Below are 11,948 nucleotides of genomic sequence, written 5' to 3'. Positions count from 1 at the left end.
TTGTCAGCGATCGCACAGGGTTCTTTCCCTTTACATTTTCCCATAAATGGTAAATCTTCCAAAACTGGATGCTCCCAGACTTACAGAATCATGAGGAACAGATTGAAAGATACCTAAAAAAATCTGGTTCAGAAATAGGTATTTTATACAATTATCATGACATTATTGCATATACGAAAAAAGACGCAGTATTTACGAGTAGTTATCTCAATAGTCTTAAAGATATACCACCGTTAATTTTACAAAATTCTAATAAATTAGAGAAGGATATATTAGAATTTGAAAAAGCTGTAAATGGAAGTTTTGATAGTTTTATTTATCTTATTAAAAAGTATGGAGAATATAAGCTGAATACAATAATTTTTAGACTTAAAAGTGAACAATTACCTGTCTTAGGCGCTTTCTTTGAATCTAAAGATCATCAGGTAAACTATCTTAGAAATGGTAAAATTCGACAAAGCTTTAATTCCCAAGATTTTGAAAAGCTAGTTTCTATTATTTATTGAGAAATATAACATATCTCCAAATAACAAATCATCGTAAGAAAAATGGTAGGAATTATCCTTCCCAGTCTTGACGAGTATCGCACAGAAAATTGTCTGCGATCGCATCATCAAATAAATAGGGGCAATGCTCTGGAAAAGTTCGTAGTGGTAAGTTAGTTTCTCGTAGCGCTAAATCAACAGCCGCTTCAAAGCCATCTAACAAGGCTTCTTCTATTCGAGACTTTAAGCTAGGGTTCTGTCGCAAATGTCTGTGGATAGCGCGACGCTGTTCTCGAATCGTTAAAAACCAACTGCGACAGCGTTGTTCGGGTTGATACTCCCACTTCAAGAGATGACCAAGTAATACACTCAGACTGCTTACGAGTTCCCGATACTCCTGTCTCCCCAAAGCTTGAATTTCCTCTTGCAGGTGTTGCCAGTCTAATTCCATAACTAGCCTCTGCTCTAACGCTTTAGCCTGCTGCTGTGTCCAGCCATAGAAGTCTTGATCGTACAAAAAAGGTTTGTCCATATTGAATTTTGACAGCAAGCGTCACTACGAATTACGAATTATTCAACTTGCTTTTGCTTCATCCCCAGACGCTTCAGCCACAGCCGCCAATCTATCTGCCGCAGCTTGGACAATTTGAGCCACTTGCGCCAGAGGCATGTGCTGGATTTGTCTCAGAATCAGACTCAAATCTGAAGTTTCTGCAATTGGCTTACCATCCAGACAGCTAAGTAACTCCTGGAGTGTGTAACCCGCTCTCACTGCGATTTTTGCTAAATATTCAGTATCAGGCACATTCACACCCTTTTCCCACAACTGAACAGCAGTAGCAGAAACTCCCAAAAGCTTGCCAAAAGCTCGCTGGCTCATTGAACCACGAGCTAGCTTAATGATTTCAATCAGTTTTTCTCTGCTTTCGATGTTCACTATTTATATAGCTAGCCAACTGTATTTACAAGTTTAGTGAGGAAAATCTAAAACTTTACTTTTAGCTTGACAAGCTTCATTGTTAATGATAATTTAAAATGATTATTGTAAGACCGCAATGAAACTTGCAATATCGATATAAAAATTTCAATCACGTTATCGGTAGTAATGCCGACAATATAAAGGGTGCATCATGTTTGGCAAGCCACGCAAGACTAATCAATATCGCCGCAAAGGTAAAAACCTTATAGCTACTAATAAAATTAAACCAGAACAGTGGCACATTTCAGACCTTCAGGTAAAAGAAGCTCTGAAAGCCAAAGGTCATGATGTTAAGGAAATCAAAAAAATTCACCGTCTGAAGCATCAAGTGTGTATTTCCTACTGGGATGTAAAAGGCAATATATGCAGCAGCTTTTTTAGCTACCGGATTTTTGTACGTTGGCAAGAGGAAGCAGAAAAGCTAATTTATACCTGTCAAACCCTGAAGGAATGGGCGAAGCTAAATTACATTATGAAGTACGAATTTGCCTACTACCGTTATCCCAGTGAAATAGAAGATACACTCCACGCAATATTAGAAAACCACCTGTCTGTGTTAAAAGCAACATTACAACAAGTGGTTTTACAGAATATTTAACAGCAAAAATTAGTTAGCGGCAGAAGTCGCTAACTCCGCGAGACGTTCTTGTTGGTCTAGAGATATACAAGATTGAATAAGTGTCTCTAAATCACCATCCAAAACAGGGGTAAGAGAATAATTCTGACCTAAGCGGTGATCGGTAGCGCGATTATCTTTATAATTATAGGTGCGAATTTTTTCCGATCGCGATCCAGTACCAACCTGCGATCGCCGCATGGAAGTTACAGCTGCTTGTTGTTCGCTTAACTTGATTTCATACAACTTCGCCCGCAGAATTTGCATCGCCCGTTCTTTGTTTTGCAATTGGCTGCGTTCTTCTGTACAGAAAATCCGAATCCCTGTCGGTTTGTGCATCAAGTCAACGGCTGTTTCCACCTTGTTGACGTTTTGCCCACCAGCACCGCCAGAACGGGCTGTGGTCATTTCAATATCTTTCGGGTCAATGTGAATTTCCACATCATCCACCTCTGGCATAATTGCCACAGTAGCCGTGGAAGTATGAACCCGTCCCCCAGATTCAGTTGCCGGCACGCGCTGCACGCGATGTACTCCAGCTTCAAACTTTAACTGGCTGTAAACGTCATTACCTTTAATTTCTAGAATGACTTCTTTCCAGCCACCCATTTCTCCTTTAGATTCGCTCACTAGAGAAACTTTCCAACCTTGAGTCTGGGCATAGCGGGTGTACATCTGCATCAAATCGCCAGCCCAAATACTTGCTTCATCGCCACCAGTACCAGCGCGAATTTCCAACATGATATTCTTTTCATCATTGGGGTCGCGTGGTAGCAGTAAGACTTTCAAGCGAGACTCTAAATATTCTATTTTTTCTTCAAGTTCCTTTACTTCCAGCGATGCCATTTCTTGCAACTCTGGGTCACTTGCAGATTCTTTGTAAACCTGACGCGCTCCGATTAAGTCTTCTTGGGCTGTTTTCCAAATTTCATAAGTATTAACTACTTCTTCCAAAGAAGAACGAGACTTAGCAATTTCTTGATACTCATCAGGATTGCTAGCGGTATCGGGGTCGCCAAGACGACGTGTTAATTCATTAAAAGTTTGTTCAACTGATTTTAGTTTGTCCAGTAAGTATGATTCAGCCATGACGATTGCGATCGCTCCTTAAAAAATAACAAATTGGCTCGAGCATATAAAAGAAAATCGACCCAGCTGATGCAGGGCCGTCGTTAACAGCAGAGCCAACCCGCTACTTTTTGTTTTGATCGTCGCCAGATGTTTGAGTGCTGCTCATACCGTACTTGCGGAGGAAGCGCTCTACTCGACCTTCAGTGTCAATAATCTTCTGAGTGCCGGTGTAAAATGGGTGATTTCCAGACCAAACATCTACATGCAATTCTGGCTTGGTAGAGCCAATGGTCATAACGACTTGACCGTTGCAGTAAACTTTAGCATCTGGATACCACTTGGGGTGAATATCAGCTTTAGCCATTGTTCCTTTCGTGATGAATCTATATCAATTATAACTTTCAGGTTTCAATTGGGGTTAGGGATTAGGGACTGGGGATTGGGGACTGGGAAAGATGTAAATAAACAACGGACTTTTCCCAATACCCAATTCTCAATATCTAATCTCCAATACCCAGTACCCAGTACCCAATACCCAGTCCCCAATCGCTTAACGCTTAGAGTACTGAGGCGCTTTCCGGGCTTTATGTAAACCATATTTCTTCCGCTCTTTTGCTCTGGGATCGCGAGTCAAGTAACCTTCGGTTTTCAAAGGTGGGCGGTTGTCTGGGTCAAGTTGGCACAAGGCACGAGCAACTCCCAAACGAACAGAATCAGCCTGTCCAGTCAAGCCGCCGCCTTCTGCTTTCACCAAAATGTCATATTCGTTTTCTAATCCCAGAGTTTCTAAGGGTGCTTTGATCACTCCTAAGTAGTTGGGGTTAAATTGGAAATACAAGTTTCCATCTTTACCGTTCACAATCAGTTGACCGGTGCCTGGAACCAAACGTACCCGTGCTACTGCGTTCTTACGACGGCCAGTACCCCAGTATACGGCGCGACCGCTATTAGCATCTGCTACTACCATTAATTTTCTTCTCCAGGAATTGTACTAACTTTTAGTTCTTTAGGTTTTTGAGCATCATGAGGATGCGTAGGCCCAGCGTAAACTTTCAGCTTGGTGAACAACTGCTTACCAAGGCTATTTTTAGGTAGCATACCTTTAACAGCTTGTTCTAAAATCCGCTCTGGTATGCGGTCTTGCAGTTTAGCGAAAGTTTCCGTTTTCATCCCACCGGGGCGACCAGAATGGCGGCGGTAAAGCTTTTGAGTGCGCTTTTTGCCTGTGACTGCTACTTTCTCGGCATTGATGACGATTACGAAGTCACCTGTATCTAAATGGGGAGTGTATTCGGGTTTCTTTTTGCCTCTTAAAACCTGAGCGATTTCGCTGGCGAGGCGACCGAGACGTTTATCGGTGGCATCTACTATGTACCACTCACGCTCAAGGGTTGCTTGAGAAGGAAGGTATGTTTTAACTGTTGTCATTTGTCTATTTGTCCTTTGTCATTTGTTATTTGTCATTAGTCATTTGTCTTTTGTCATTTGTCAGTTGTCCTTTGTTATTCACTAATGACTATTGTACAGACGCGATTAATCGCGTCTCTACTGACCAATGACTAATGACTCTTGACTAGTGACGAACTTTGGCAAGGTGTCGTACCAAATCTCTTTTGGAAAGGGAAAATCTGGATAGCCGACTCGCAACAAGCATAACCCTTGGGGCGGTGCGGCGTGTTTCACTTCTTCTCGACGTTGTTCTTTCCAGAGTTCGGTGAAGCTAGAAAGTGTCCGTTCTCCAGAACCTACTTGTACCAGCATCCCTACCAACAGTCGTACCATGCCATACAAAAATCCATCTGCCTGTATTTCAATATGGATAAATGGCCCACTGCGACGACACTCTACTGCTTGCACCTCTACCCAGGAATGCGATCGCTTTGAGCCTGCACGGTGAAAAGCAGCTAAGTGATGCTTTCCCAAGAGAGGTTTCAAGGCAGCTTGGATTAAGGATTCATCCAGGGGTGCATAATAATAATGCCAACTGAAGGCTCTTACAAACAAGTTAAGCCGATCTTCAGTATATATTGTGTACCGATACCGTCGATAGGCTGCACTAAACCGAGCGTGCCAACGGTTATCTACACCAGCTGAAGCCCTGATTAATATATCTGGCGGCAGATAGCTGTTAAGGATTGTTGCCCATTTGTGAGGCGGAATTAAACCTGTAGCTTCAAAATGGGCTACTTGAGCAGCAGCATGAACTCCAGAATCGGTTCGCCCAGCACCATGTAGTGTTACATGATACCCAAGAATAATAGCGATCGCTGTTTCAATCTCTTCTTGGACAGTCCGTTGTTTTTTTTGCCGTTGCCAGCCATGAAAATGAGTGCCCAGGTATTGGATTACCAAGGCTACTCGATGAGTTTGTGTAGGCTGGTGGCTTTCTAACATACAGATTTTGTCCTTTGTCATTTGTCCTTCGTCATTTGTGAATAACCAATGACTAATGACCAATGACTAATGACTTAAACCAATTCAATTATTGCCATTTTTGCATTATCGCCCCGACGCGGTACGGTATGTAGGATGCGGGTATAACCGCCCTGGCGATCGCCATATCGAGTTGGAGCTTGCTCAAATAGAGCGTGAACCAGTTGTTTGTCGAAGATATAGCCAAGGGCTTCGCGGCGTGCTGCCAAGGAGCCATTTTTAGCTAGAGTAATCATTTTTTCCACTTCACCTCTTAGAACTTTCGCTCTAATTAAAGTGGTGGTGATCTTACCATGACGGATCAACTCGGTGGCGAGCGATCGCAGTAAAGCACGACGTTGATCGGCTGGTTTACTGAGTTTTTTGACGCGACAACGGTGACGCATAATTATGCACTATGAATTATGAAGGTTTTTCTTAAGGGTGTTTAGAGCCTCTTTCCATTGGCAGGGTGATGCCCAAGCGTCGCTGCAAAGCTTCCACGACTTCTTCTGCTGATTTCTGCCCAAAGTTCTTAATTTCTAAGAGGTCTTCTTGGGTATAATCCAACAAATCTGCCACAGAGTTAACTTGTGCCCGTTTGAGACAGTTATATGCCCGCACAGAAAGTTGCAACTCTTCGATGGGTATCTGGGCAGTTGGATCGTCTGGAATGTCGGAACCTGTGTCTGTTGGTTCTAGGGAGATATCTTTCAACGGGTTGAATAAATCTACCAAGATCCCAGCGGCTGAAGATAGTGCTTCTTGAGGAGAAATACTGCCATTTGTCCAAACTTCCAACAGTAGTCGGTCTTTTGGAATCAAGCCTTCCCCACGAGATTCTTCAACGCTATAGTTGACTTTTCGCACTGGCATAAATATGGAGTCGATTTGCAGGAAATCCAACGATGTGGCTTCCTCACGTCCTCGCTCTACGGTGCGATAGCCTTTGCCTTTCTCGATCCGAAATTCCATTTCCAGCTTTCCACCCTCAGCAATGGTGGCTACATACTGGGTCGGATCGATGACCTCTACTTCACTAGGTAAATCAAAATGCGCCGCAGTGATTGTTGCTGGGCCCCTAACAACTAATCTACCAATCTGGGGTTGCGAGGAATAGTTTTTCAGGATGACTTCCTTCATTCTCATGAGGATTTCCAACACATCTTCCCGCACGCCCGGAACTGTAGCAAATTCGTGCGAAACGCCTTCAATCCGCACTGCTGTAACTGCTGTACCTTCTAGGTTGGACAGTAAAACCCGCCGCAGTGCGTTGCCAACCGTTGTTCCTTGGCCGCGTTCTAGAGGTTCCAGAACAAATTTGCTGTAATGGTTCCGACTTTCTTCAGTATTCGACTCTACACATTCAATCTGAAACTGCGCCACGGATGAGCCTCCCTTTTTCTAAGGTGCTGCTAGCAGACAAATCAATTGCCTCCCGAATTGAATTTATGTCCTGTAGATTATAGGTTTAGCAAACTATTAGTATGAAATCACGCTATAGTTTGATACTCCTATTGAGCTTGCAGGCGCTAATAATATTTTGGGTTCCCGAAGCTTAACAGCTTTCCCTATAGGAAAAATCTGACTCGTTTTTGGTCGCCCAAGCTTTTACCCAATGACACTTTGCACATTATCCGCCTAAGCGAGCGTTGCAAGTAATTTTACTTCCTTTGGTTGTAGCTTTTCGTCCTCAATGCCAAATCTTGGTATTTAAACTCGACGGCGCTTGGGTGGACGGCAACCATTGTGAGGAATGGGGGTAATATCCCGAATGAGTGTAATTTCCAGTCCTGCTCCTTGAAGTGCGCGGATAGCGGTTTCTCTACCGGCTCCTGGCCCACTGACCATTACCTCGATTTGACGCATTCCTTGATCGATGGCTCTACGGGCTGCACTTTCAGCAGCAGTTTGCGCTGCAAAGGGAGTTCCCTTTTTTGCTCCCTTAAAACCGCTAGAACCAGCACTAGCCCAGGAGATGACATCTCCATTTTGATCGGTAATGGTGACAATGCTATTGTTGAAAGTAGACTGGATGTAGGCCATCCCACTGGGTACATTCCGTTTCTGCTTCTTGCTCCCGGTTTTTTTTGTTGGTTGTCTCGCCATACTTCTTTAGTTGATTTAAGGTAAAACTTGCTCTGATTAGCAAGCGTTGCAAATTTATTTCCCTGGAGCCTTCTTCTTCCCAGCCACTGTCTGCCTTCTGCCTCGACGGGTTCTGGCATTAGTGCGAGTTCTTTGTCCTCTGACTGGTAAGCCCATGCGATGACGACGACCCCTGTAAGTACCAATGTCAACTAAGCGCTTGATGTTCAAAGACTCCAAGCGCCGCAAGTCGCCTTCAACTTGATAGTTGGTTTCTATTTCCCCTCTCAGGGTTGTCACATCGGCATCACTTAAGTCCTTAACACGGGTGTCTGGGTTTACACCAGTAGCCGCTATAATTTCTTGAGCGCGTGATAAACCAATTCCATAGATATAAGTCAGACCGATTTCGACGCGCTTATCGCGTGGAAGGTCTACTCCGGCAATACGTGCCACAATGAACTCTCCCTATTGTTCTCGCAATTACTGTTGGTTAGAAAAACGTGATTAATCGCGTCTTTTTGTTTTAATGATGATATTGAGTGTTACAACTTACTCTGTTGGTAAGAACGTTATCCTTGACGTTGTTTATGCTTCGGGTTCACACAGATCACCATGACGCGACCACGACGTTTGATCACGTTACACTTTTCACAGATTTTCTTGACTGAGGCTCTAACTTTCATGCCTTTTATTCTTTGACTCCAAATATTAAACTATAGCATTTTTAGGGAAAATAATCCACTAAATTGACTCAACAACAGTCAAAAAGATGGTTTTATGGTAAAATTCTCTACATATAGTTACTTCTTGCGTAGTCGATAGGTAATTCTGCCTTTGGTCAAGTCGTAAGGAGTTAACTCTACCTTGACGCGATCGCCGGGCAAAATCTTGATATAATTGCGGCGAATCTTGCCGGAAATGTGAGCTAGCACGTTAAATCCATTGTCCAAGTCAACGCGAAACATCGCATTGGGCAAGGACTCTGTAACCGTGCCTTCCATTTCAATCAAATCTTGCTTAGACAATTTGTTTTTTCCTCAACTCAACAATTTTGTGTTCAGTTGCAGTACTAATCTGCAAGAGAACACATTTTAAGAAATATATCAACAGTTTATTAATATATCTTAGCTAAAATTGATTTGTTTCTTGGTAGGAGGGAGTGGTGAATCTTTTATTCTCCACTCTCTACTACCTACTCTTTTTTCTCAAAAAATGATTGCCTTTTGCAGTTCACCAGTGACTTCTTCTTGGGACTGATTGCCATTGACTGTTAAAAGTTTTTGGCGATCGCGATAATAATTAATTAAAGGTGCAGTTTCATCGCGGTAAACTTCTAACCGCCGACGAATCACTTCTTCGTTATCATCTTTTCGGCCTCTAGCTAGCAAACGTGCTACCACAACATCATCTGGTGCATCTAGATTGACTACTCTTTCACCACTCTGATGTATTGTTTCCAGCAAGTCTTCTAGAAAAGCCGCTTGCGTCACTTTACGGGGAAAACCATCAAGAATCCAACCATTTTCTGCATCTGGTTGCTTGAGGCGCTCCTGTACCAATTCCTGTACTAGCTGGTCAGGGACTAACTCACCGTTATTTACATAGTTTTGAGCTTTGATTCCCAAAGGAGTTTGCTCTGTCATGGCTTGTCTTAATATTTCCCCAGTAGAAATATGGGGAATATTTAAGTGTTCAGCTAATGCTTGAGCTTGTGTTCCTTTACCAGCCCCAGGTGGCCCCAAGAAGATTAGTCGCGTCACTATTGTTTCACCATTCCTTCATAACGCTGAGAGATCACGTAAGTTTGGATTTGTCTTGCAGTATCAATTGCTACACCTACTAAAATTAACAGAGAGGTAGCACCTAGTCCCTTAAATGTGGGTACTCCTAAAGCACTTTCTACACCCGTTGGAATAATCGCAACCAAGCCTAAAAAGATCGCACCCAAAAACGTGAGTCGGTTTGAAACGCGCTCGATATACTCGCTAGTCGCTTTGCCAGGGCGAATACCAGGAATACTAGAACCCATTTTCTTCAAATTCTGCGCTACATCTACCGGGTTGAGAATCAACGAAGAATAGAAGTAGCTGAAGAAAATGATGGAAATCATGTAAACCAAGGCATAGACCCAAGAGCCAGAACCGCTTGGACTCAAATAAGTGTTAATTATATTTGCCAATTCAGCATTCTTAGCGAAATTTGCAATCAGCAATGGCAAACTGAGGATGGCTGCGGCAAAGATAATTGGCATTACGCCGCCTTGATTTAGCCGCAAAGGTAAAAAGCTCCGTTGCTCCGCTAAAACTCTACGACCAACTTGGCGACGAGCCGAAATAATCGGGATGCGGCGCATTCCTTCTTGGACAACCACAATACCAACAATGGTTGCTAGGAAAACTAAGATTAGTACTATGACACGACCAACTGTTTCCCGACCGCCGACTTGTACCAAATCGATGGTATCGCCTAAAGCTTTTGGTAATGATGCAACAATGTTGACAAAAATCAACAAAGATGCGCCATTTCCAATTCCTCGTTCTGTAATGAGTTCTGATGCCCACATGACGAACATAGAACCAGCAGTCAAAGCGATCGCAGTTTCAGCTACAAAGATTGGGCCTGGATTTAAGGCAAATTGCTGGAGGAATAATGCCGAAAAAGCTGTACTTTGAAGAATTGCCCAGCAGACAGTTACATAGCGGGTAATTTGCGAAATTTTCCGCCGGCCTGCTTCGCCTTCATTTTTCTGTAAATTTTCTAAAGATGGAATCGCTGCGGTGAGCAATTGGATGATAATGGACGCATTAATAAAGGGTAAAATCCCCAGAGCAAAAACGCCCAAAGTCGAAAGTCCTCGCCCGGAAAATATATCCAATAAACCGAATATGGAATTATTGCCCGATATAGCTTCGGTAAATCTAGGTCTATCAATTCCTGGTACCGGCAAGTAGATACCCAGGCGAACTAAAATCAAAACACCGACAGTTACAAGCAGCCTACCTCTAAGCCCGGCTGCTTGTGCCATCTGCATAAAAGTTTCTTGAGCCGTTGGGGCTTTATCTCGACTGATCATAGAGTGCTACCTTTATAGTGAACCAGGCGCTGACAGCGAGTTGGTTTGCATTTAAGTGCGCTGTTCCGGCTCACTCATAAGACTTCACAACTCCCTCCAGCTGCCTCAATTTTGCTACGAGCTGAACCTGTGAAAGCTGCCGCTTGTACCTTGAGTGGAATACTCAATTCCCCGTTACCTAAAATTTTCAATGGCCCTTTGACAGCAGTCAGGATACCTGCTGCCTTCAATGAGGTCAAAGTTACTTCCGTATTAGCGGGAAGGGACGCTAGCTTCTCTACATTAATCGTAGTGTAAATCTTCTGATTGACAATCGGAAAGCCCTTCAGCTTAGGTAAGCGGCGGTACAATGGCTGTTGACCACCTTCAAAACCTGGTCGAGTCCCGCTACCAGAGCGAGCTTTTTGACCACGCATACCTAGACCAGCACTAGCACCTTGTCCGGCAGAAATACCTCTGCCTACACGCTTCTTGCGTTTTTTTGAGCCTTTTTGCGGCTTAACATCATGGAGTCTCATAAGTTACCAAGTTGTCCTTTCTCATTTGTCCTTTGTCATTGTTATTCACTAATGAACGCCACTTGCTTCAACAGGGGAAACCCCCGCAACGCAGTGGCTCCTAATGACCAATGACTCATGACTAGTTAGATGTAGAGATTTTCAATAGGAATACCGCGATCTTCCGCGACTTCAGAAAGAGTCCGCAATGTAGATAAGGCATTGACTGCGGCTCTAGCATTATTAAGCGGATTGTTAGATCCCAGCTGCTTGGCTAAAATGTTACGAACTCCCGCCAATTCCAACACAGTCCGCACAGCACCACCAGCAATTACCCCAGTACCAGGTGCGGCTGGACGCATAATTACTTTTGCACCGCCACCGACACCATCAATGGGATGGGGGATGGAGTTGGATTTGGTGATGGGGATATCAATAAGGTGTTTTTTGCCGTCAGCTACGCCTTTTTTAACTGCGCCAATTACATCTGAAGCTTTGCCTACTCCGACACCAACTTGACCGCGTTCGTTACCGACGACAACGATCGCTCGGAAGCTCAGTTTTTTACCACCTTTAACTACCTTACTCACACGGCGGATTTGAATAACCCGCTCTTGCCAAGTGGTTTCTTCTTTTTTGGCACGCTTTGTTCTACTTTTACGCTCTGTTGCCATAATTTATACTCTGGTGAACGTCATTTGTCTTTTGTCATTTGTCATTTGTC

Annotated in this window: 19 protein-coding genes; 2 read left to right on the top strand and 17 right to left on the bottom strand. The window is 43.6% G+C overall.

Annotation, left to right across the window (positions count from 1 at the left end; translation table 11 throughout):
- Positions 1–68 precede the first annotated feature (68 nt).
- The gene (locus tag RMZ41_RS30705) at positions 69–506 is read left to right on the top strand and encodes a hypothetical protein (protein WP_322640427.1); all 438 of its coding nucleotides are present in this window, start codon (positions 69–71) and stop codon (positions 504–506) included.
- A gap of 52 nt (positions 507–558) precedes the next feature.
- Here the strand turns inward: RMZ41_RS30705 and RMZ41_RS30700 are convergent, their stop codons facing one another.
- Positions 559–1,017: a DUF29 domain-containing protein gene (locus tag RMZ41_RS30700; RefSeq protein WP_322640428.1), complete on the bottom strand. Its 459-nt coding sequence runs from the start codon at positions 1,015–1,017 to the stop codon at positions 559–561.
- A gap of 42 nt (positions 1,018–1,059) precedes the next feature.
- Positions 1,060–1,422 (bottom strand): helix-turn-helix transcriptional regulator, encoded by a 363-nt coding sequence (locus tag RMZ41_RS30695; RefSeq protein ID WP_322640429.1) that lies wholly within the window; start codon positions 1,420–1,422, stop codon positions 1,060–1,062.
- Positions 1,423–1,615: 193 nt separating this feature from the next.
- Here RMZ41_RS30695 and RMZ41_RS30690 point away from each other — a divergent pair, with 193 nt between their 5' ends.
- Complete coding sequence (locus RMZ41_RS30690) at positions 1,616–2,062, top strand: hypothetical protein (protein ID WP_322640430.1); 447 nt, start codon at positions 1,616–1,618, stop codon at positions 2,060–2,062.
- 9 nt (positions 2,063–2,071) lie between these two features.
- On the opposite strand, the gene prfA is transcribed toward RMZ41_RS30690, so the two are convergent.
- The 15 genes from prfA to rpsE form a co-directional block, all read right to left on the bottom strand.
- On the bottom strand, positions 2,072–3,169 hold the full coding sequence (gene prfA / locus RMZ41_RS30685; protein WP_322640431.1) for a peptide chain release factor 1: 1,098 nt from the start codon (positions 3,167–3,169) through the stop codon (positions 2,072–2,074).
- Positions 3,170–3,272: 103 nt separating this feature from the next.
- Positions 3,273–3,515: a 50S ribosomal protein L31 gene (gene rpmE / locus RMZ41_RS30680; protein ID WP_109011936.1), complete on the bottom strand. Its 243-nt coding sequence runs from the start codon at positions 3,513–3,515 to the stop codon at positions 3,273–3,275.
- Positions 3,516–3,701: 186 nt separating this feature from the next.
- The gene (gene rpsI / locus RMZ41_RS30675; protein ID WP_190935522.1) at positions 3,702–4,118 is read right to left on the bottom strand and encodes a 30S ribosomal protein S9; all 417 of its coding nucleotides are present in this window, start codon (positions 4,116–4,118) and stop codon (positions 3,702–3,704) included.
- Positions 4,118–4,579, bottom strand: coding sequence for a 50S ribosomal protein L13 (rplM, locus tag RMZ41_RS30670; protein WP_012410699.1), 462 nt, complete (start codon positions 4,577–4,579; stop codon positions 4,118–4,120). The genes rpsI and rplM overlap by 1 nt, the downstream gene beginning before the upstream one ends.
- 117 nt (positions 4,580–4,696) lie before the next feature.
- Positions 4,697–5,545, bottom strand: coding sequence for a tRNA pseudouridine(38-40) synthase TruA (gene truA, locus RMZ41_RS30665; RefSeq protein WP_322640452.1), 849 nt, complete (start codon positions 5,543–5,545; stop codon positions 4,697–4,699).
- Between the two features lie 74 nt (positions 5,546–5,619).
- Positions 5,620–5,970, bottom strand: a complete 351-nt coding sequence (gene rplQ, locus RMZ41_RS30660; protein ID WP_322640432.1) for a 50S ribosomal protein L17 — start codon at positions 5,968–5,970, stop codon at positions 5,620–5,622.
- A gap of 31 nt (positions 5,971–6,001) precedes the next feature.
- Positions 6,002–6,949 (bottom strand): DNA-directed RNA polymerase subunit alpha, encoded by a 948-nt coding sequence (locus tag RMZ41_RS30655; protein ID WP_322640433.1) that lies wholly within the window; start codon positions 6,947–6,949, stop codon positions 6,002–6,004.
- A gap of 327 nt (positions 6,950–7,276) precedes the next feature.
- Positions 7,277–7,672: a 30S ribosomal protein S11 gene (gene rpsK, locus RMZ41_RS30650; RefSeq protein WP_069070761.1), complete on the bottom strand. Its 396-nt coding sequence runs from the start codon at positions 7,670–7,672 to the stop codon at positions 7,277–7,279.
- A gap of 54 nt (positions 7,673–7,726) precedes the next feature.
- Positions 7,727–8,107, bottom strand: coding sequence for a 30S ribosomal protein S13 (gene rpsM / locus RMZ41_RS30645; protein ID WP_322640434.1), 381 nt, complete (start codon positions 8,105–8,107; stop codon positions 7,727–7,729).
- 116 nt (positions 8,108–8,223) lie between these two features.
- On the bottom strand, positions 8,224–8,337 hold the full coding sequence (gene rpmJ / locus RMZ41_RS30640) for a 50S ribosomal protein L36 (RefSeq protein WP_015129703.1): 114 nt from the start codon (positions 8,335–8,337) through the stop codon (positions 8,224–8,226).
- Between the two features lie 117 nt (positions 8,338–8,454).
- The gene (gene infA / locus RMZ41_RS30635; RefSeq protein ID WP_006276978.1) at positions 8,455–8,679 is read right to left on the bottom strand and encodes a translation initiation factor IF-1; all 225 of its coding nucleotides are present in this window, start codon (positions 8,677–8,679) and stop codon (positions 8,455–8,457) included.
- Positions 8,680–8,859: 180 nt separating this feature from the next.
- The gene (locus RMZ41_RS30630; RefSeq protein ID WP_322640435.1) at positions 8,860–9,414 is read right to left on the bottom strand and encodes an adenylate kinase; all 555 of its coding nucleotides are present in this window, start codon (positions 9,412–9,414) and stop codon (positions 8,860–8,862) included.
- Positions 9,414–10,727 carry a preprotein translocase subunit SecY gene (gene secY / locus RMZ41_RS30625; protein ID WP_174708100.1) on the bottom strand — a complete coding sequence of 438 codons (1,314 nt, stop codon included), beginning with the start codon at positions 10,725–10,727 and terminating at the stop codon, positions 9,414–9,416. Before secY ends, RMZ41_RS30630 begins: the two co-directional genes overlap by 1 nt.
- Positions 10,728–10,801: 74 nt before the next feature.
- Positions 10,802–11,245: a 50S ribosomal protein L15 gene (gene rplO, locus RMZ41_RS30620; RefSeq protein WP_322640436.1), complete on the bottom strand. Its 444-nt coding sequence runs from the start codon at positions 11,243–11,245 to the stop codon at positions 10,802–10,804.
- Between the two features lie 125 nt (positions 11,246–11,370).
- Positions 11,371–11,898: a 30S ribosomal protein S5 gene (rpsE, locus tag RMZ41_RS30615; RefSeq protein ID WP_174708102.1), complete on the bottom strand. Its 528-nt coding sequence runs from the start codon at positions 11,896–11,898 to the stop codon at positions 11,371–11,373.
- Positions 11,899–11,948 lie beyond the last annotated feature (50 nt).

The sequence above is a fragment of the Nostoc sp. DedVER02 genome, from assembly GCF_034530675.2.
In the GTDB taxonomy this organism is placed as follows: domain Bacteria; phylum Cyanobacteriota; class Cyanobacteriia; order Cyanobacteriales; family Nostocaceae; genus Nostoc.
Note: the sequence above shows the minus strand (reverse complement) of the source record. Positions and strands in the feature narration are given on the sequence as shown.